Genomic DNA, 19,817 nt, shown 5'->3' with positions numbered 1-19,817 from the left:
GCCCTGGGCCGTGCCGCGCTGGCGCGACGCGCTGCGCCGGCGCGATGCGCGCGTGCTGCTGCCGCTGGCCTGGATCGTGCTCGTGGTCGTGTTCTTCACGTTTCCGAAGGGCAAGCGCGACGTCTACATCATGCCGGCGCTGCCGTTGCTGGCGCTGCTCGTCGGTGCGCAGCTCCAGGCGATCGCGCAGCGGCCTGCGTTCCGGCGGCTCGTGCTCGGCTTCGTCGCGGCACTCGGCGCGGTGTTCGCGATCGTCGGCGCGCTGGCCTGGAGCGGCCATCTCGAGCGCGCGAACCGGCTCGTCGAGCAGCGCGGCCTCGAAGCCGGCGGCCAGATGCTCTGGCTGTTCGTGCTCGTCGTCGGCGTCGTCGCGCTGGCCTCCGCGGCGTGGTGGCGCACGCGGCGCAGCCTGCTTGCGCTCGCGCTGACCCTCGCCACGCTGTGGCTCGGCTACAGCTTCTGGGCCTATCCCGTGCTCAACGATTCGACGTCGGCCGCGGCCGTCATGCGCCGTGCCGGCGAGATCGTCGGCAAGGATGCCGAGCTCGGCCTGGTTGCCTGGAAGGAACAGAACCTGCTGCACGCCGACCGGACCGCGCGTGATTTCGGCTTCGTGAAACCCTGGCATCTGCAGCTCGCCGAGGGCCGGCGCTGGCTCGCCGAAGCGCCGGAGCGACGCTGGCTGTTCGTGCTGCGCACGGCGTTCGGCGCCTGTGTCGACACGAACAAGGCGACGTATGTCGGGCACGCCAACCGTCGCGAATGGTATGTGCTGCGCTACGACGCGTTCCGCGACGGGTGCGATCCTGCCGTGCAGAAAACCGCTGAGGACGCCGACGCGAACGGCGATTGACGCAAATTTGCGTCATGGCGTGTTCAATTCCGCCGGGCGGACGACGTATCCTCAGCCTCACTGTCCAGGGGGAAACAGTCCATGCTCGACTCAGCCGTGCCACGCAAGACGCTGCAGGGGCAGCGCGAACTCGTCGATCGCCGCCAGAAGCTGCATGCGCGCTCGCGCTCGCTGCTGATTGCGGTCCACGGCGCGCATTCGGTTGCCGAACTCAAGCGCCAGTTCGCCGCGCTCGGCGACGTCGGCAGCATTCTCGACGAGCTCAGCGCGCTCGGCCTGATCGCCGCGGACGGCATGCCGTCCGCGAGCGCTGCCAATCCAGGCGCGGCCGCGCCGGCCGACGCGGAACTGCCGCCGCTGCAGCTCGCGCGCGCGTTCATCAACGAAACCGCGGTCGCCGCGTTGGGCCTGCGCGCGTTCCTGTTCACGCTGAAACTCGAGCGCTGCTACACGAAGGCGGAACTCACCGAGCTCCTGGCCGAATATCGCCGCGTGCTCGGCAAGGCCAAGGGCGAGGAGTTCGCCGTGGCCATGGCGCTGCGCGTCGAGGACATCCTGCGGCGCGCGTGAGCCATCAGGCGATGCGCTGGCCGCGGTCGAGCAGCCAGAGCTTGATGAATTTCTGCCGCACGTAGTTCGCTTCGACCCAGGCGTAGATCAGTCCGCGCCAGCCGTCGAGGAATCCCGCGCGCAGCACGTAGCCGCGAAAGAAGCGCCAGAACGGATTCACGACGAGATTGACGAGACGCGCGCGGCGGCCGCGCGCGTGGTCGTGCTCGGCCATGAGCTGCGCGTAGCGTTCGAGTCGTCGCAACTGATCGGCGAGCGATCGATAGGCGCGGTGCTCGAGATCGCCGGGCAGCAGCTGCACCGTGCCGTCCACGCTGACGTGCTCGTGGATCTCGCGATCGCCGCGCCAGCCGCCGCAGCGCCGGTCGAACAGGCGCAGTACGCGATCCGGATAGGCATTGCCGTGGCGCAGGAACGCGCCGAAATAGTCGGTCGCGCGCGCGAACCGATACCCCCGGGCGGCGAAGCCGGCGTCGCGCGCCGCGTCGATGGCGTCCCGCAGCCGCGGCGTCACGCGTTCGTCGGCATCGAGGCAGAGCACCCAGTCGTGCCGCGCCTGTGTCACCGCGAAATCCTTCTGCCGGCGATAGCCGTCGAACGCGCGTTGGATCACGCGCGCGCCGAGCGCGGCTGCCCGCTCGGCCGTGCCGTCGGTGGAACCCGAATCGACGACGACGATCTCGTCGCAGAACGCGAGCGAGGCAAGGCAGTCGTCGATGCGGTCGATTTCGTTGAACGTGATGATGCAGGCCGACAGGCCGACGCGCAGGGGAGTGGACATGCGCAGAGCGTAGCAGCCGCGCGGGCGGATGCCGCGACACAATCGCGACTGCACTACCGACACCATGCAGGCACTACACTTCACGCCGGTTCCCGCCACCCGCCGCCTATGTCGCCAACCTCCCGTTTCCGTCCGGTTCCGCCGAGCTGGCTCGCGCTGTGGTTCGTCGTCGTGCTGTTCGCCATCTTCCAGCACGGTCCGATGCCGCTGTATTCGACGCGCACGCTCGCGGTGGCCTGGGAGATGTGGAACCAGAACCAGTTCCTCGTGCCGCACATCAACGGGCATCCCTACAGCCACAAGGTGCCGCTGCTGTTCTGGCTGATCCACGCGGGCTGGGCGGTGTTCGGCGTCAACGACGTCTGGCCGCGGCTGCTGCAGGTAATGATCGGAGCGGGCTGGCTGGTGGCCGCCGCCGCGCTCGCGCGCCGCGTGTTCGCGCTGCGGCCGGCGGTCGCGCGGCTCGCGCCGTGGTTCCTGATCGCGCTCGCGTATTCGTTCCTGTTCGGCCTGCAGATCATGTACGAGGTGCTGCTGGCGCTGACCGTCGTGCTGGCGCTGCTCGCCCTGTCCGGCAGGCCGCGCTGGGGCTGGTTCGCGCTCGCGGTGGGCGCCGGCCTCATGACCAAGGGCCCGGTCATGCTGCTGCATGTCGCGTTTCCGTTCCTGTTCGGTCCCTGGTGGAGCGAACACGCGCGCGCCGATCGCGGCGGCTGGTACAGGCGCGGCGCGCTCGCGCTGGCCGGCGGTGCCGCCATCCTCGTCGCCTGGGCGCTGCCGGCCGGATTCGCCGGCGGCGAGGCATATCGCAACGAACTGTTTTTCCTGCAGACCGCCGGACGCATGGTCGACAGCTTCGATCACGCGCGGCCGCTCTGGTGGTATCTGCCGATGCTCGCGGTATTGCTGTTTCCGTGGATAGGCTGGCCGCGCCTGTGGCGCGCGGCGCTCACGTTCTCGCGGCCGATCGGCGACGGCGAACGGTTCCTGATCAGCTGGCTCGTGCCGACCTTCCTCGTGTTCTGTCTGGTCTCGGGCAAGCAGGTCTACTACCTGCTGCCGCTGCTCCCCGGCGTCGCGATGGCGCTGGCCTTTGCGCTCGCGCGGCAGCAGACGCGCGAGACCGGCGGCGGCCGCATCTGGGGCGCATGGCCGCTCGCGCTCGCGGCGTTCGCGTTCGCCGTCGCGCTCGCGCTGCTGCCGGTCTGGCTGGCGAGCGGGCACCTGCATTCGCACTGGCTGCACGACGCGTCGCGGCTGAGCCCCTGGTTCGCGGCCGGCTTCGTCGCGCTGGGTCTGATCCTGCTGCTGCCCGGCGAGGGCGAGCGCGAACTGCATCGGATCGCCGGCGCGTCGCTGTTCGGCGTCGCACTCGCGCATGCGCTGTTCGCGTATTCACTGTTCCACAATTTCAATCTCGATCCGGCCGCCGCCGTGTTCGCGCGCGCGCAGCGCGAGGAACGGCCGATCGCGAACGTCGGCCAGTACGAGGGCCAGTTCCACTACCGCGCGCGGCTGCGCGGCAGCATCGACGAAATCCGCATCGGCGAGGTCGGCGAATGGGCGCGCGCGCATCCGCGCGGGCTGATCGTGCGTTATCCGGCCAAGCTCGACCCGCGCGCCCGGCGCTACGCGATGCTGATCCAGCCGTTCCGTTCGCGCTGGCTCGAGATCTGGGACGCGCCGACGCTCGCCGCCGTAGAAGCCGGCCAGACGCCCGCCGAACCCGCTCAGCGCACCGCGCTGTATCCGCCGGACTACTGGCGCTACGGCGAACCCGTCGAGCGCGACGGGGAATGAACAGGCGCGGCGCAGGCTGGGGTGAGCGCATCGAACCCTGGCATCGAGGTATCCCGCCGCGCCGATCGCCGAGGGGAGGGAATGCCCGCGTGTCGGGTAGACGCCGGGAAGCATTCCTCCGCCGGGCGAATGCCATGCGGAAACACCTCGATGTCGAGACTCGCCTGTGGCTCACCCCAACCCGCGGAGTGATCAGAGCTGCCGCAGGAACGCGACGAGATCCTTCTTTTCGTCGCCGCTGAGCTTCGTTTCGAGCACGAGGTTGAAGAATTCGACCGTGTCGTCGAGCGTCAGCAGGCGGTCGTCATGCAGGTACGGCGGCGAGTCCTTGATGCCGCGCAGCGGGAAGGTCTTGATCGGACCGTCCGCGCTGGCGAGCCGGCCGTTGATGTTCTTCTGCTTGAAGAAGCGTTCGACCTGCAGGTTGTGCATCAGGTTGTCGGTGTAGAACGGCGGGACGTGACAGGTGGAGCATTTGCCTTTGCCGAAAAACACGTCCTGTCCGCGCAACTCCGACTCGCTCGCTTTCTTCGGATCGAGCCGGCCGTCCCAGGCCAGTTTCGGCGCCGGCGGAAAATCGAGCAGCGCCTGGAATTCGGCCATGAAATGCACCTGGCTGCCGCGCTCGAGAATGTTCACGCCCTTCTTCGTCGCGATCACCGGATCGCCGTCGAAATAGGCCGCGCGCTGCTCGAACTCGGTAAAGTCCTCGATCGTCTTGAGCGCGCGCTGCGAGCCGAACAGGCGCTGGATGTTGTTGCCGCGCAGGCTCGGCGTGTCGATGCGATGCCGGTGTTCCTGCGGCCGTATGTCGCCGACCAGATGCGTCGCCGCGTTGGTGTGGCCGTTCGCGTGGCAGTCGAAGCAGGCGACGCCGAGGCTCGGACGCTCCGAGCGCCGGTCGGCGGTCAGGTTGAACTGCTGCTGCGGAAACGGCACGACGAGGAGCCTGAGTCCTTCGAGCTGCTTCGGATTGAGCAGGCCGTTGAACAGCTCGTAATAGTTGTCCGAGGTGACGAGCTTGCCCTTGGACACGTCGCCGAGATCCGGACGCGTCGTCAGGAAGATCGGCGCCGGGAATTCGGGCAGCAGATGGTCGGGAAAATCGAAATCGAGATCGAAGCGCGTGAGGTCGCGGCGCGCCTGCTTGTTGATCTCGTCGATCTGGAACTTCGGGAACAGCATGCCGCCTTCGCCGTGGTTCGGATGCGGCAACGGGAAGAAACCCGCCGGCCACAGATCCCGGCTCTTGATCTCCTCGGGCGGCATCGCCGCGAGCGCATCCCAGCTCTGGCCGCTCTTGAGCTTGACGCGCACGCCTTCCTGCACGGGCTTGCCGCGCGACATGGTCACGCCGCTCGCGGCGCGGTCGGCGAGGTCGTAGCGTTCGTCGAGCAGCGCCTTGTGGCGCTGCTGGATCTGCGCCTTCTGCGACTTCATGCGCGCCATCACGGTCGCGAAGTCTTCTTCGATGACGTTGGTATAACTCGTCGGTTTCGCCGGTTCGGCGGCGAGGGCGGCGCCGGCGAGCGTGGCGATCAAGGTCAGGCTGGCTATCGCGGGGAATTGCGTGGACCTGTTCATGGAGCCTCCGGAGTTCGGTATGGCTGAGGCGGGCGTCCCCCTGATGGGAATCCCTGCCGACTGCCGTTCCGACAGTCGGCAGAGTCGCCGAGTCCGGCACACACACCCGGATTCGGCTCCGCTGGCCGGGCGCTTACGCGCTCGACCACGAGCGGCGCATCGCTGCGCCGCGGGAATGTCGACGCTATTCGACGTTCCCTGACATGCCGCACGAGGCGGCCCGGCGAGCATGCGGCGATGCGAGCTTGTATACCAATCAACCGATTCGATGGTTTCGATTGGATCGGTCAATGCTGCGCAGCCGCATGAATCGTGCGGCGTGGCGGGTCGATGCCGCGTGACCATCGGCGGACGAAGGCGCTATGCTGCACCGTCGTTTTTTCGCAACAGGGGCGGACATGGCTTCCGGACATATTCTCGTCGTCGACGACGAGCCCGATATCCGTTCCCTCGTGCAGGACATCCTGCAGGACGAGGGCTATCAGGTCAGCGTGGCCGAGAACGCCGCCGCGGCGCGCGAACTGCGCCGCCAGGTGCGCCCCGATGCGATCCTGCTCGACATCTGGATGCCCGACACCGACGGCATCAGCCTGCTGCGCGAATGGTCCGAGCGCGGCGGACTGAACTGTCCCGTCATCATGATTTCGGGACACGGCACGGTCGAGACCGCCGTCGAGGCGACGCGGCTCGGTGCCTACGACTTCGTCGAAAAGCCGCTCTCGCTCGCAAAGCTGCTGCTGACCGTCGAGCGTGCGCTCGAGGCGAGCCGCCTCAAACGCGAGAACGAAGGACTCAAGCGCCAGATGCCGGTGCCGCTCGAGCCGGTCGGCTCGTCGCGCGTGATGCAGGCGCTGCGCGGCCAGCTCGAACGCATGGCCGGCCACGACACCTGGCTGCTGCTCAACGGCGAGGCCGGCAGCGGCAAGGAATCGCTCGCGCGCTGGCTGCACGAGAAGAGCGCGCGGCGCAGCGGGCCGTTCGTGACCGTGGCCTCGGGCTCGATCGCGCGCGATCACGCGGCGCAGGCCCTGTTCGGCGCCGAGGACAACGGCACCGTGCAGATGGGCCTGCTCGAGCAGGCCAACGGCGGCACGCTGTACCTCGACGAAGTCGCCGAACTCGATCCGGAAATGCAGCTGCGCCTGTCCTCGACGCTCGAGCGCCGCGCGCTGATCCGCTGCGGCGGACGCGAGCCGGTCGTGCTCGACCTGCGTGTGATCGCGGCGACGGCGCAGGACCTCGACAATCTCGTCGCGGTCGGCCGCTTCCGCGAAGAGCTCTACTACCAGCTCAAGGTCGTGCCGCTCGCCGTGCCCGCGCTGCGCGAGCGCGTCGAGGACGTGCCGGAGCTGCTGCAGTACTACGCCGACTTTTTTTCCAATCGCGACAAGTTGCCGTATCGCATTTTCCCGGTCGCCGTGCAGAACCGGCTGCGCAACTACGGCTGGCCCGGCAATCTGCGCGAACTGCGCAATCTCGTGCAGCGCCTGCTGATTCTCGGCGCCGCGCCCGAGGTCGAACTCGGCGAAGTCGAGCAGGCGCTGTCCGGCAGCGCGCCCGCGCCGCGCACCGGTGCGCGCGGCGACGGATTCGACATCGACTTCGGCCTGTCGCTGCGCGAGGCGCGCGAGCAGTTCGAACGCGTCTATCTGCTGCGCCAGCTGCAGGAAACCGGCGGCAGCGTCGGCAAGCTCGCCAAGCTCGTCGGCATGGAGCGGACCCATCTGTACCGCAAGCTCCGCGATCTGGGGGTCGATGTGAAGGCGAGTTCGCGCGAGGATTGAGGTTCCGCCGTAGGGCAGGCCGCTGTTGACCAGGGGGGCAGCGTGCACGAGAGCGAAGAAACGCTACACGAGAGGGGCGGCGCGTCGGGCGATGCACCGCTGCCCGAGCAGATAGGGCCGTACCGCATTCTCGGCCTGCTCGGCGAAGGCGCGATGGGACGCGTCTACCGCGCGCGCGAGACGCAGCCGCCGCGGGATGTCGCGCTCAAGGTCCTGCATGCGCTCGGCCGTTCGGCACTGACCCGGTTCCGGCGCGAAATCGAACTGCTCGCGCAGCTCGAACATCCCGGCATCGCGCGGCTCTACGCCGCGAGCGATCCCGCCGACGCGCAGCGCACGCCGCCGTGGCTCGCGCTCGAGTACGTGCGCGGCGACGATCTCGTCACCGACGCGAACCGCCGCGCGCTCGGCCTCGACGCGCGCCTGCAGCGGCTGGTCGAAGTCTGCCGCGCGGTCCACTACGCCCACGGCCGCGGCGTCATCCATCGCGATCTGAAGCCCGGCAACATTCTCGTCGACGAGAACGGCCAGCCCAAGGTGCTCGACTTCGGCATCGCGCGGCTCGCCGACGGCTGGTCGCGCGAGGTCACGCAGCTCGGGCAAGTGCTCGGCACCGTGCCCTACATGAGTCCCGAGCAGCTCTCGGGCAACAGCGCGCAGGTCGATGTGCGCAGCGACGTGTATGCGCTGGGCTGCATCGCCTACGAACTCGTCGGCGGCCGCCTGCCGTATCCGCAACTCGCGACATCGACGCTGTTCGAGGCGATCGACATCGTGCGGCATCAGGCGCCGCTGCCGCTCGGCCGCCTCGCCGCCGCCGCGCGCGGCGATCTCGAGACCGTCGTCATGAAGGCGCTCGCGAGCGAGCCCGAACGGCGCTACAGCTCGGCTGCGGAGTTCGCGGCCGACCTGCAGCGCGTACGCGGGCACCGGCCCGTCGACGCGCGGCCGCCGACGCTCGGCTATCTGCTCGCGCGTTTCGTGCGGCGGCATCGCCTTGCCAGTGCGGCCGCCGCCCTCGCCGTCGTCGCGCTGATCGGCGCGAGCGCCGTTTCGCTGCGCCTGGCCTGGTCCGAAGCCGCCGCGCGGCGCGAAGCCGAACTGCGCGTGACCGAAGCCTCCGCGGTCAACGGCTTCCTCGAACGCATGCTCGTATCGGCCGATCCCGACCGCGCGCAGGGCGGCGACGTGACCGTGCGCAGCGTGCTCGACGCCGCGCAGGCGGAACTGCCGCAGGCCGGGCTCGCGCCGCTCGCCGCAGCGCGCGTGAAGCTGACGCTCGCGACGAGCCTGCTCAATCTCGGCGAGGCCGCGCGCGCGCAGGCCGTGTTCGCCCAGGCGCTCGCGGGACTCGACGCGAGCGCGCCGGTCGAGCTGCGCGATGCGCTCGTCGTCGGCGAGGCGCGCGCGCTCTATGCGCAGCACAAATACGCCGACGCCGACGCGCTGCTGGTTCCGCTGCTCGCGAGGGCGGCGCCCGAACCGCAACCCGCGATCCGCGTCGACGCGCGGCTCGCGCAAGGCGAGGGACTGCTCGCACAGGGCAAATCCGACGCCGCCGAACACGCGCTGCGGCCGCTGCTGCGCGATGCGCAGCGCGAACTCGGCGACGGTCACGCGCTGACCCTCGCGGTCAGCCGCAACCTCGGCTCGACGCTGCGGCTCGCCGGCCGCTACGACGAAGCGATCGAACTCGCGCGCGGTTCGCTGTCGGTGCATCTCGCGCAGGTCGGCGCCGATCATCCGCAGACGCTCAAGGTGCGCGGCCTGCTCGGCGCGCTGTACGAACTCAAGAACGACGACGCCGCGGCCGAGACCGAGTTCCGCGAAGTCATCGCGGTGCGCACGCGCGTGCTCGGCGCGGCGCATCCGGAAACCCTCAACGCGCAGCAGGCGCTCGCGTCGTTCCTCGTGCGCCGCGGCGAATCGGAGCAGGGCATCGCGCTGATCCGCGACGTGCTCGAAGCGCGCCGGCTGCGCGGCGAGGACGCTACGCCGAACAACCTGCTCGCGCGCAACGTGCTCGCCTATGCGCTCGAAGACCTCGGCCGGCTCGCCGATGCCGAGGCTGAACTGCGCCGCGTCGTCGCCGCGCAGACGCGCGACGGCGGGCCGGCGAACGCCGACGCGATCGGGCCGCGCAACAACCTCGCGATGCTGCTGCTCAAGCAGAAGCGGCCGCAGGATGCGATCGTCGAGTTCGATGCGCTCGACGTCTGGATGCGCGCGAACCTGCCGGCCGGGCATCCGTACCTCGCGATTCTCGCGAGCAACCGCGGCGAATGCCTGAGCCAGCTCGGCCGCTGGGACGACGCGCGCCGCGTGCTCGAAGGCGCGCATCGCGACCTCGCCGCGAAGTTCGGTCCGGCGCACGAACGCACGCGCACCGCCGCGACGCGGCTCGCCGCCGTGCACCGGCATTTCGGCGACACCGCCGCGGCCGACGCGCTGACCGCCGGCGGCGCGCCGTGACGGCGCTGCTGCTCGCGGTGTTCGGTGCGCTGCTGCTCGCGCTCGCGGCGAGCTGGCGCCGCGAACGCCAGGCGCATGCGCGTACGTTGACCGTGCTCGAGCAGGAACGTGCCGCGCGCGAACGCGAAATCGGCGAGCGCGCTGCCGCGCAAGAGCGCGAACGCATCTATCACGATCTGCACGACGACCTCGGCGCGAAGCTGCTCGGCCTCATCCACACGGCGACGACGCCGCAACAGGCCGATCAGGCACGCGCCGTGCTGCAGGATCTGCGCGACACCGTCAGCCGCTCGCGCGGCACGCCGGGCACCCTCGCCGACGTGCTCGCCGACATCCGCGCCGAGGCGCGCCAGCGGCTCGCCGCGGCGCGGATCGACCTGGAGTGGCGCGAAGCCGACGCGATCCCCGATCCGCCGCTGCGCACCGAGCAGTCGCTGCATCTGCACCGCATCGTGCGCGAAGCGATCAGCAATACGATCCGCCATGCCGAGGCCGGTTCGCTGCGCGTGCGCGTCGACTGGCGCAACGACGAGCTGCGGCTCGAACTGACCGACGATGGCCATCGCACTGCCGGCGACGGCCGCGGCACGCGCGGCATGCGCCAGCGCGCGCAGGAACTCGCCGGCGATATCCGCTGGACCGAAGGCACGGCCGGCGGCACCAAGGTCGTGCTGGCGTTCCCGCTGCCGGCGGGCGCAGGATAGCGGCGTATGGAGATCCCCCGAGCCCTTGTCGTCGACGACCTCGCCGGCAGCCGCGACTGGCTGTCGCGCGCGCTGGCGCTCGCGTTTCCGGGCGTGCACGTACAGCAGGCCGCGACCTTGGCCGACGCGCTGATGCACGTCTCCCCGCCGCCGCCGCTCGCGCTGATCGACCTGGGCCTGCCCGACGGCAGCGGCGTGCGCCTGATCGAGGCCTTGCGCGCGCAGCCCGGCCACACGCTCTGCATCGTCGCGACCGTGTTCGACGACGACGCGCACCTGTTTCCGGCGCTGCGTGCAGGTGCCGACGGCTACGTGCTCAAGGATCAGTCGCCCGAGGCGCTGGCCGACATGCTGCGCGGCATCGCCGCCGGCCAGCCGCCGCTGTCGCCGTCGATCGCGCGACGGCTGCTGCGGCATTTCCAGCCGATACCGGCACCCGCCGATACCGAAGAAGCGCTGACCGCGCGCGAGACCGATGTGCTGCGCCTCGTCGCGAAGGGACTGACGCTGGCCGAGGTCGCGAACGTGCTCGAACTCTCGCGCCACACCGTCGCCGGATACCTCAAGGCGATCTACCGCAAGCTCAGCGTCAGCACGCGCGCCGAGGCCGCGCTCGAAGCGACGCGGCGCGGCCTCGTCGGCTACTGATCGAAAGTGTACTGATCGAAAGCGGTCAGTCGCCGCGGCGCCAGGCGAGCAGGCCGCTGACCGCGAGCAGCAGCGCCATCAGCAGCATGCCGAAACGGTCGAGCGTCGGCACCGGCACGCGTGCCGGCGGCACGCCGCCGCCGCCGCCGACGGGCGCCGAGCCGAAGCCGTCGACGTAGACATAACCGGCGTGGCCGCTCAGCGAGCAGTCGGCGCCGATCACGGTCAGCGAGATCTGCTGGCCGACCGCGCTCGCGGGCAGCACGGCATCGACATTCTGGAAAGGTAGATATTTCCAGCTTCCCGTGCCCTGCTGGAACGTGACGCCGGGCTGGCCCGAATAGGCGAACTGTTCGAACAGCACGCTGTTGTCGGCGACGTTGCGCACGACGACATAGAAATACGGCTGTTCCTCGGGCGAATGCGCCGGATCGTCGAGCACCGGCGCGAACGAGAAGCGCAGATGCGGCAGGCCGTCGGCCGGGTCGACGTCGGCGGCCGTGATCGTGTCGACCTGGCTCATCGTCGTCAGGCGCGCGCCGGTGGCTTCGTCATTGATCTTGGCCGTGAACTGGCCGACGCGCGGCAGCGTGATGCCCGGTGCGCGCGGATCGGCGCCGGCACCGACGACGCTGGCCGGACCCGCCGCGCCCGGCGTGATCTGCACGCTCGCGCCGGTGAACGGCGGCGTGCCGGCGAGGCCTGGGTTCGTGCCGCCGCCGACGGTCCAGCCGGCGAGGCCGTTCTGCTCGAAGCCGCCGTTGACGAACACGGCGTGACTGGTGCCGGCGGCGGCCAGCAGGGAAACGGCGGCGATCAGACGAAGCGGGTGGCGCATGGCTACTCCAGTGGGCGAGGGCGCCGCAACGGCGGCACAGGTGAGAAAGGGATTCATTCGGCGGCCTGCCGCAGGCTGGCGCCGGCCGAAAGGCGCACGCCGGGCAGCGCCTGCTGCGCGGCGGCGAGCACCGCGACGCGCTCGGTCGGCGGCGTGTCGCGCATCAGGTCGAAGCCGATCGCGAACTGCCGCGCACGGCCGAGCTCCGCGCCGCGCAGGCTGCGCGCGATACAGGGATTGCCGCGAAAGCAGCCGGCTTCATGCACGCGCAGCACGCGGCCGCGCCAGGTCTCGACCGCGGCCGCGTCGGTGCCGGGCGGGAACACGGCGACGTAATCGAAGCGTGTCGCGGCGCCTACCGCGACGCCATCGCTGGCCGGGTCGCGCAACGCGAGGGCGGCCACGATCAGCGCGGCCAGGACCAGCAGCGCGGCGGTGCCGCGTCGAATTCGGCGCGACGACGCCCGAGCCTGCCGCGGCAGCGGCAGAGCGGAGTGCGGACTCATGCGGATTCCCCTGTTGCCGCCCTCAGCGTCGAAGCGGGGCGGCTCGGGGAGTGATGGTAAGAATGTGTGACGCGCTACCGTACCCCGCGTTCAAGGGGGGCATTGCCGAGGACCTTCGCCGTCACCCGCGCCAGTAGGGATTCGGCTCGTCGGGATCCGGCCGGAACTGGAAGCGCTTGTAATGCCACTGGTACTGCTCGAACGCGAGATTCACGCAGTCCTCGACGCCCTGGTTGAGCGCGGCGACGGCGCGATCGAGGTCGTCCGAGCCGATCTCCGGCGGCGCGGCGCGGAAGCGGATGCGGTAGCCCTCGCCGCGCGGCAGGCGTTCGGCGAACGCGAACAGCACGGTCGCGCCGGTGCGCTGGGCCAGGCGCGAGACCAGCACCATGGTCAGTGCCGGCACACCGAAGAACGGCGCGAACACGCCTTCGCCCTGCTTGGGTTGCTGGTCCGGCAGGATGCCGACCACGCCGCCGGCCTGCAGCCGCTTGTACAACGTGCGCACGCCCGCGCCCTCGGCGCGCACCTGTTCCGGACTCAGCGCGCCGCGCGCTTTCAGCAGCAGCGGTTCGAGCGCCGCGTGGCGCGGCGGGCGGTAGACGATGGCGAGATCGGTGCGGCTGCAGAGCCAGAAATTCAAAAGCTCCCAGCAGCCCAGGTGCGGCGCGGCGACGATCAGGCCGCGCTGGGAGGCGAGCGCCTCGCGAAACAGTTCTTCACCGTCGACGCCGCGGACCAGTGCCAGCGCGTTGTCCGGCCCGGCGCCCCAGATTTTTGCGATTTCGGTCACCGATTTGCCGGTCTCGCGCAGCGTCCGCCGTGCGATTTCCTGACGTTCGGCGGCACTGATTTGCGTATGTACCAAGGCGAAGTTCACCTCGGTGTGGTGGCGCAGCTTGCCGCCGGACCACCACAACAGCCGCCCCAGCAACCCGCCGAGCCCGTGCAGCACGCGCAGCGGCAGCCGGCCGGCCACTCGAAGCAGGAAATAGAGGATGGCGAGAGGAAGGCGCATGCGAGCCGCGGATGGTAACGGCCGGATTGACCGGCTGGCCATGCTTGCGCACCATCGCGTCCCCCCGAAATCCGAGGAAGGCGATGATCGCCCTGATCCAGCGCGTCAGTTCCGCGCGCGTCGACGTCGACGGCGCGACCGTCGGTGCGATCGGCCCGGGCCTGCTGGCGCTCGTGGCGGTCCAGCCCGGCGACGGCGAGCCGCAGACCGCGCGCATGCTGCAGCGCCTGCTCGGCTACCGCGTGTTCGGCGACGAAGCCGGCCGCATGAACCGCTCGCTTGCGGATACCGGTGGCGGACTGCTGCTGGTGTCCCAGTTCACGCTGGCCGCGGACACCGATTCGGGCATGCGGCCGAGCTTCACGAGCGCCGCCGCACCGGACGAGGCGCGGCGCTGGTTCGACCGACTCGTCGAGCTGGCGCGAAATGTCCATCCGAGGGTGGAAACCGGACGTTTCGGAGCCCATATGGAGGTCCATCTGATCAACGACGGACCTGTCACGTTTCGCCTCGAAGTGCGTTAGACGTTCCGAGAGTTCGATACGCCAGAGAACGCTATGCCTCGTCAGACCCGGGTTCCGGGCACCCTTGACAGGCTTCCTATAATCCCAAGTCTTGCCCCCAGCCGAGCCCCCATGGCCATCGAGAACACCAACCAGGACCAGCAGTCCGACCTGAAGCTCCTCATCGTGAAGGGGCGCGAGCAGGGCTACCTGACCTACGCCGAAGTCAACGACCACCTGCCGGACGATATCGTCGATCCCGAACAGATCGAAGACATCATCGGCATGATCAACGGCATGGGCATCGAGGTGCATGAAACCGCACCCGAAGGCGAAATGCTCCCGCAGGACGCGCCGTCCGCCGTCGCCGACGACGAAACCGCCACCGAGGAGGCCGTTGCCATCCTCGCCGCGGTCGATGCCGAAGTCGGCCGCACTACCGATCCCGTGCGCATGTATATGCGCGAGATGGGCACCGTCGAACTGCTGACGCGCGAGGGCGAAATCGCGATCGCCAAGCGCATCGAGGAAGGCCTCAACGCGGTGCAGACCGCGCTGGCCAGCTTCCCGTGGTCGATCCAGCTGCTCATCGAGGAATACGACCAGCATCTCGAAGGCAAGCGCCGCCTGTCCGAAGTCATCGCGGGCTTCGCCGACGTGGAAGAGCCGCAGCCGGCGATCAGCGAGGAAATGCTCGAGTCCGACGAAAGCGCCGGGGCGGCGCCGGCGAAGGACGACGAAGACGAATCGGGCGACGGCGAAGAAGCCGGTCCCGGCGAAACCGGTCCCGATCCGCTCGAAGTGGCTCGCCGCATGGACGAGCTGCGCCAGTTCTACACCAAGTTCCAGAAGACCGCCGAGAAGTACGGCAACGGCGACAAGAAGGCGCAGAAGCTGCGCGAGCAGATGGCCGAAGGCTTCCTCAAGCTCAAGCTGCCGGCGATCATGATCGACAGCTTCGTCAAGAAGCTGCGCGATGTCGTCGGCAACATCCGCAATCACGAACGCATCATCATGGACCTCTGCGTGAAGTTCGCGAAGATGCCGCGCAAGGATTTCCTGCGCGCATTCCCGGGCCACGAGATCGATCTCGACTGGACCGAAGAACTGATCCGCAAGAAGCAGAAGTGGTCCTCGGGCATCCGCGCGCACAAGGACGAGATCGTCGCCGAGCAGGAAAAGCTCGTGTCGACGGAAAAGGGCCTGTTCCTGTCGCTGCCCGACATCAAGGAAATCAACCGCGCGATGTCGATCGGCGAAGCCAAGGCCCGCCGCGCGAAGAAGGAAATGGTCGAGGCCAACCTGCGTCTCGTTATCTCCATTGCGAAGAAGTATACGAATCGCGGCCTGCAGTTCCTGGACCTGATCCAGGAAGGCAACATCGGCCTCATGAAGGCCGTCGACAAGTTCGAATACCGCCGCGGCTACAAGTTCTCTACCTACGCGACGTGGTGGATCCGCCAAGCCATCACGCGCTCGATCGCCGACCAGGCCCGCACGATCCGCATTCCCGTGCACATGATCGAGACGATCAACAAGCTCAACCGCATCAGCCGCCAGATGCTTCAGGAAATGGGCCGCGAGCCCACGCCGGAGGAACTGGCGAAGAAGATGGAGATGCCGGAAGACAAGATCCGCAAGGTCATGAAGATCGCGAAGGAACCGATCTCCATGGAAACGCCGATCGGCGACGACGAAGACTCGCATCTCGGCGACTTCATCGAAGACACGAACGTCGATTCGCCGGTCGACTCGGCGACGAGCACGGGCCTGTCCGAAACCGTGCGCGACGTGCTCGCCGGCCTGACGCCGCGCGAAGCGAAAGTGCTGCGTATGCGCTTCGGCATCGATATGAACACCGATCACACGCTCGAAGAAGTCGGCAAGCAGTTCGACGTCACGCGCGAGCGCATCCGCCAGATCGAAGCCAAGGCCCTGCGCAAGCTGCGTCACCCGAGCCGTTCGGAACAGCTGCGTTCGTTCCTCGATCTCGAGTGAGGCGGGAATCGGAAATCGAGAGTCGGGAATCGTAGAAGCTGAAGCCGAACAAGCCAGCCCCGTTCGAGGGTCTGGGCCGGCTCTTCAGCCGGAAAGCCAAAAAAGCCCGCACTACGCGGGCTTTTTTGTGTCCGGCATGGCAACGCGATCCCTCACGCCGCCTCGCGCTTCATCGCAACGACACGCTCTCGCGCCTGCTGCGCGAGCGCCTGCCGGTCGGCGATCTCGCTGCTGCGCAGCGGCGTGCCGAACGTCAGCGTAATCGTGCCGGGCCGCACGCGGAACACGCCGCCGAGACTGAGCACCTTGCCCGAGCCCTCGATCGCGACCGGCACCACGTCGGCGCCGGCGTCGAGCGCGACCTGGAACGCGCCGCTCTTGAACGGCAGCACTTCGCCGTCGCGGCTGCGCGTGCCTTCCGGAAACACGCACAGCGTCGCGCCCTCGCGCACCATTCCGGCGGCTTCCTGCATGCGCTTCGTCGCCTCGCGCGCACTGCCGCGGTCGACGAAGATCATTCCCATCGCGCGCGCGTAGGCCCCGACGAACGGCACCTTCGACAATTCCTGTTTCAGCAGGAACTGCAGCGGCACCGGCACCGCACGGAACAGCGCGCAGATATCGATCATCGACTGGTGATTCGCGACGATCACATGCGGCTTCGACCAGTCGACGCGATCGAGCCCGCGGACCACGAGCCGCGCGCCCGAGCCGCGCAGCAGCCCCGGCGCCCAGCAGCGCGCCGCCATGCGCAGCGGCAACCGCCGCCGGCGCGTCACGAGCAGCACGACGAACGCCAGCGTGATCCAGCCGGCCGTCCACAACAACGTAAACACGAGCTGCAGCGCGTTGAACGCCGCCCAGCTCCAGCGCGAGAGTGCCATCCCTTCCTGTTCCCCTGTCCGTTTTCCCGCATGCTGCGCGTGGCGGCGGCATGCTCCCGGCGCGTAGCGTCGCGGGTTCCGGCGCCGCGCTCAAGTCCCGCGCGCCGTGCGCGGCAAGACGCGGGCAGGGCGAGGGCGCGAATCCAGCGCGTCGCCGGTGTCGCGCTCAGGGATCTTCGTCGTCGACGTCCGCGTCGATCAGCCGATCGCGAGCAAATGCGAGCATCAGCCGGCGTGCAAGTGCCTCGCGCGTCAGCGTGGTCTCGACGAGCACGGCGCGCTCCTGCAGATAACGATCGTGCGCGCCGAACGTCGCGTCGAGCGCCGTCACACAGGCGACCGGATCCGGCGACCAGAGCTGCCCGTCGCCCGGCCAGCAGCCATAGACGACGACGGAACGCACGCGCTCCGCTGCCCACTCCGCTTCGGCGAGCCGCGCATGCACCGCGGCGAAGTCGTCGCTGTCGAGCGGCGCACCGCGCAGCACGACGCGATAGCGCGCCAGCGTCCCGCGCGCTGACGTCGTCTCGCCGATGCGCCCATGCCATCGCTGCACGCGGGTCTCCCTGGGTTTCCGTTCGTGTCGCATCGGCAATGGTTGGCGCAAGCGGCATCGCGGCGCATGTGACGATAGTTGAGTAGGGAGCGCCGCAGTGATGAAGAAATGTTTAGGTTTTGCAGGCGGTTGGCGTATGGCATCGCTCGCGGCGCGCATGCGTATTCGCGCGGTGCGATGCGGCAGCGACGACGTGATGCGCGGCGTTCATCGCAGTCGATGGCGTCATGTGTTCGTCACCGAAGCCGGCAACCGGCACGCGCGGCCGAGCCGCAAATCCGATGCGGCGAGCTGCGCGTCGTCACGAGCACGCAATTCCGTGAAGCCCTGCAGCCGCGCCACGCCCGGCGCGACTCCGCTACAATTCGCCACTCGCCGACGCGGCTGTCCGTCGTTGCCGGCGGTCCGATACCGCGGTATCGCGGCACTGGTGCAACGCCAGGACTGCTGGTCTTTCCGGGCCTATAGCTCAACGGTTAGAGCAGAGGACTCATAATCCTTTGGTTCACGGTTCGAATCCGTGTGGGCCCACCATAAATTCCTGATTTAAAGGGCGTTTTTAGGCAGTAAGCCATTTGCTGTCCTCGTTGACGCGATATGGTTTACGTCGCCCGGACGGTAAATGGTTGACATCGAGAGCGTCCTGTGACCTAACGGCTTGCCGTTCGCGGTCGGCGCTAGCGTGGAGCCCGACGTGCCAAACGCGCGGAACGAAGCATCCGACGTGACTCAGCAACCTTGGGCTTTCGTTCGAATCTTGATCGTTCCCGTTCGGGGCTCACGCGACGTATGTCCCGGGTTCTGACCTCATTGGCCGTTATGCGCTGGACTCGACAATTTGCCCTGAGCGCTCGCGAAGCTGCTTCCTGAGTTCTTCTGCAAGAATCCGTTTTGGCAAACCAGACTTCTCCATCAATCGCGCCACAATCTTCTTCTGGGAGACATTCGCGTTGATCTTCGGATCCGATTGCGTGAGGAAAAAGTCGACCTCTCTGGCTGCAGCGCGATGCTGCAATGTGACCTTCTTCCGCTGATACTGTTTTCGTCGGTCTGCGATTTGTTCGACCAGCCTCGGAAACGCATAGTTTGCAAAGCCTGCGGTGACGCCAAAATCTCTGCATACTTCGTTTACCGAAGGAAGCGCGAAATCGAGAGAGGTAGTCAGATGGTTAGACAGAGCCTCAAAAATGCGCTGACGCAGTTCGGGCGAGACGCGCAACTTCGTTTCTCGCGCCCTTGTCAAAGGGGGGAACTCAAAACACAACTGCGCGGCGCATGCGTCAGGATCGTCGAGTATTGCTGCGAGAGGTTGCTGGCATGCAGCAGCAATCTGTAGCGACGTAAAGAGGTTCGGTAGACGCGGAGGATCCAGCATCAGTTTGACGAGTCCATACTCCTCGAAACCGAACCTTTCGGCCATCTCAAAAGATGTCCACCGGTTTACCTTGATGCAGGAAAGCAAGAACACCCTAATCGCTGCGACTACAAATTTTTGGTGTTGTGTGCGCGAAAGTATTTCAGCAAGGTTTGATCGGCAAAAGAGTTCTAGCGGTGTAGGCTTGAGCGAGCGCACTCCACTTTCCAGGCTCGCGCCACAGCGGGGACAGCAAAGCCGCTTCTCTCCGTAGAGCCAGCTCATTGAGTGTTGACAATTCTGGCATCGGTCAACCAGCTCGCAGTCGTGCTCTGGGCACAGCGCCAGGCAGCGCATACTCCAAATCAGAGGGTCGTAACCGAATTCGCCGGATCGAAGGTCTTTTGCAACACATGACGGGCACCATCGGCGGCCACTAGTTATCGAGAAAATGCAATTGAGGGCGCAGTTTTCTCGAAGCTGTAGAAGCGTTCCTTGCTTGAGGTTCTCGATGCCTGTCCATTCCTGGAGAGTGTCCGCAGCGCGCAGTGCGTAGTCCGAATAACCGTTCAATTGGCCATCAATCGATTTCCCGAAAATCAACTTAAGCAGTTGACGAGGAGAAAGTCCGTGGGCCAGCGATATCCTCCTGACATAGGAAGACAGCGACTCAACCATTTGGGTGCCAACACCGCGAAGTGCTAGGCCGAACAGTAGGCTCACGGCAGCGGCCAACCGGCTATCAATTCTGACGGACCGGGTCAAACGCTGGTTTGCGCTTCCCCGGCCGAGTCTTCGATGCTGAGCGCACGCTCAAGATGCTGGGGTCCATACCCCTCAAGCGATACCAGTCGAAAGTAGAGACTGTCGCTGCTGCCATTGGCGTTTGAAGACCATCGGAGGCAGGTTGCCGATGGATTGGTGTGAGCGTTGTTCGTTGTAGATCGGCACCCACTGTTGCGTG

At 67.6% G+C, this 19,817-nt stretch carries 16 protein-coding genes, 1 tRNA gene and 1 pseudogene; 10 read left to right on the top strand and 8 right to left on the bottom strand.

Annotation, left to right across the window (positions count from 1 at the left end):
• Positions 1-853, top strand: a pseudogene (locus tag VLF18_RS21960) (dolichyl-phosphate-mannose--protein mannosyltransferase); the annotation flags it as partial.
• Between the two features lie 81 nt (positions 854-934).
• Entirely contained in the window at positions 935-1,423 is a 489-nt protein-coding gene (locus VLF18_RS21955) for a hypothetical protein (RefSeq protein WP_325281769.1), read from the top strand.
• Positions 1,424-1,427: 4 nt separating this feature from the next.
• On the opposite strand, the gene VLF18_RS21950 is transcribed toward VLF18_RS21955, so the two are convergent.
• Positions 1,428-2,204, bottom strand: coding sequence for a glycosyltransferase family 2 protein (locus VLF18_RS21950; protein ID WP_325281768.1), 777 nt, complete (start codon positions 2,202-2,204; stop codon positions 1,428-1,430).
• Positions 2,205-2,312: 108 nt separating this feature from the next.
• On the opposite strand from VLF18_RS21950, the gene VLF18_RS21945 reads away from it, so the two are divergent.
• Positions 2,313-4,004: an ArnT family glycosyltransferase gene (locus VLF18_RS21945; protein ID WP_325281767.1), complete on the top strand. Its 1,692-nt coding sequence runs from the start codon at positions 2,313-2,315 to the stop codon at positions 4,002-4,004.
• 192 nt (positions 4,005-4,196) lie between these two features.
• On the opposite strand, the gene VLF18_RS21940 is transcribed toward VLF18_RS21945, so the two are convergent.
• Complete coding sequence (locus VLF18_RS21940; protein WP_325281766.1) at positions 4,197-5,588, bottom strand: hypothetical protein; 1,392 nt, start codon at positions 5,586-5,588, stop codon at positions 4,197-4,199.
• Positions 5,589-5,986: 398 nt separating this feature from the next.
• On the opposite strand from VLF18_RS21940, the gene VLF18_RS21935 reads away from it, so the two are divergent.
• From VLF18_RS21935 to VLF18_RS21920, 4 genes are read left to right on the top strand one after another with little or no spacing between them, the layout of a single operon-like run.
• Entirely contained in the window at positions 5,987-7,372 is a 1,386-nt protein-coding gene (locus VLF18_RS21935; RefSeq protein ID WP_325281765.1) for a sigma-54 dependent transcriptional regulator, read from the top strand.
• A 42-nt stretch (positions 7,373-7,414) separates the two neighbouring features.
• Positions 7,415-9,844, top strand: coding sequence for a protein kinase domain-containing protein (locus tag VLF18_RS21930; protein WP_325281764.1), 2,430 nt, complete (start codon positions 7,415-7,417; stop codon positions 9,842-9,844).
• Positions 9,841-10,548, top strand: coding sequence for a sensor histidine kinase (locus VLF18_RS21925; RefSeq protein ID WP_325281763.1), 708 nt, complete (start codon positions 9,841-9,843; stop codon positions 10,546-10,548). Before VLF18_RS21930 ends, VLF18_RS21925 begins: the two co-directional genes overlap by 4 nt.
• Positions 10,549-10,554: 6 nt before the next feature.
• Positions 10,555-11,196, top strand: a complete 642-nt coding sequence (locus VLF18_RS21920; protein ID WP_325281762.1) for a response regulator transcription factor — start codon at positions 10,555-10,557, stop codon at positions 11,194-11,196.
• Between the two features lie 25 nt (positions 11,197-11,221).
• Here the strand turns inward: VLF18_RS21920 and VLF18_RS21915 are convergent, their stop codons facing one another.
• The 3 genes from VLF18_RS21915 to VLF18_RS21905 form a co-directional block, all read right to left on the bottom strand.
• On the bottom strand, positions 11,222-12,034 hold the full coding sequence (locus VLF18_RS21915; RefSeq protein ID WP_325281761.1) for a hypothetical protein: 813 nt from the start codon (positions 12,032-12,034) through the stop codon (positions 11,222-11,224).
• A gap of 53 nt (positions 12,035-12,087) precedes the next feature.
• A complete protein-coding gene (locus tag VLF18_RS21910; protein ID WP_325281760.1) occupies positions 12,088-12,540 on the bottom strand; it encodes a hypothetical protein in 453 nt (150 codons plus the stop codon).
• 121 nt (positions 12,541-12,661) lie between these two features.
• The gene (locus tag VLF18_RS21905) at positions 12,662-13,558 is read right to left on the bottom strand and encodes a lipid A biosynthesis acyltransferase (RefSeq protein ID WP_325281759.1); all 897 of its coding nucleotides are present in this window, start codon (positions 13,556-13,558) and stop codon (positions 12,662-12,664) included.
• 83 nt (positions 13,559-13,641) lie between these two features.
• On the opposite strand from VLF18_RS21905, the gene dtd reads away from it, so the two are divergent.
• Both dtd and rpoD read left to right on the top strand, forming a co-directional pair.
• Positions 13,642-14,082: a D-aminoacyl-tRNA deacylase gene (gene dtd, locus VLF18_RS21900; protein ID WP_325281758.1), complete on the top strand. Its 441-nt coding sequence runs from the start codon at positions 13,642-13,644 to the stop codon at positions 14,080-14,082.
• A gap of 111 nt (positions 14,083-14,193) precedes the next feature.
• Positions 14,194-16,059, top strand: coding sequence for an RNA polymerase sigma factor RpoD (rpoD, locus tag VLF18_RS21895; protein ID WP_325281757.1), 1,866 nt, complete (start codon positions 14,194-14,196; stop codon positions 16,057-16,059).
• A 152-nt stretch (positions 16,060-16,211) separates the two neighbouring features.
• Here the strand turns inward: rpoD and VLF18_RS21890 are convergent, their stop codons facing one another.
• Positions 16,212-16,943 carry a lysophospholipid acyltransferase family protein gene (locus tag VLF18_RS21890; protein WP_325281756.1) on the bottom strand — a complete coding sequence of 244 codons (732 nt, stop codon included), beginning with the start codon at positions 16,941-16,943 and terminating at the stop codon, positions 16,212-16,214.
• Between the two features lie 166 nt (positions 16,944-17,109).
• Positions 17,110-17,499, bottom strand: coding sequence for a hypothetical protein (locus tag VLF18_RS21885; RefSeq protein ID WP_325281755.1), 390 nt, complete (start codon positions 17,497-17,499; stop codon positions 17,110-17,112).
• Positions 17,500-17,957: 458 nt separating this feature from the next.
• On the opposite strand from VLF18_RS21885, the gene VLF18_RS21880 reads away from it, so the two are divergent.
• Positions 17,958-18,033, top strand: a tRNA-Ile gene (locus tag VLF18_RS21880).
• A gap of 283 nt (positions 18,034-18,316) precedes the next feature.
• On the opposite strand, the gene VLF18_RS21875 is transcribed toward VLF18_RS21880, so the two are convergent.
• Positions 18,317-19,576: a TniQ family protein gene (locus tag VLF18_RS21875; protein WP_325281754.1), complete on the bottom strand. Its 1,260-nt coding sequence runs from the start codon at positions 19,574-19,576 to the stop codon at positions 18,317-18,319.
• Between the last annotated feature and the right edge of the window lie 241 nt (positions 19,577-19,817).

This window comes from Tahibacter sp., from assembly GCF_035481375.1.
Classification (GTDB): Bacteria; Pseudomonadota; Gammaproteobacteria; order Xanthomonadales; family Rhodanobacteraceae; genus Tahibacter.
Note: the sequence above shows the minus strand (reverse complement) of the source record. Positions and strands in the feature narration are given on the sequence as shown.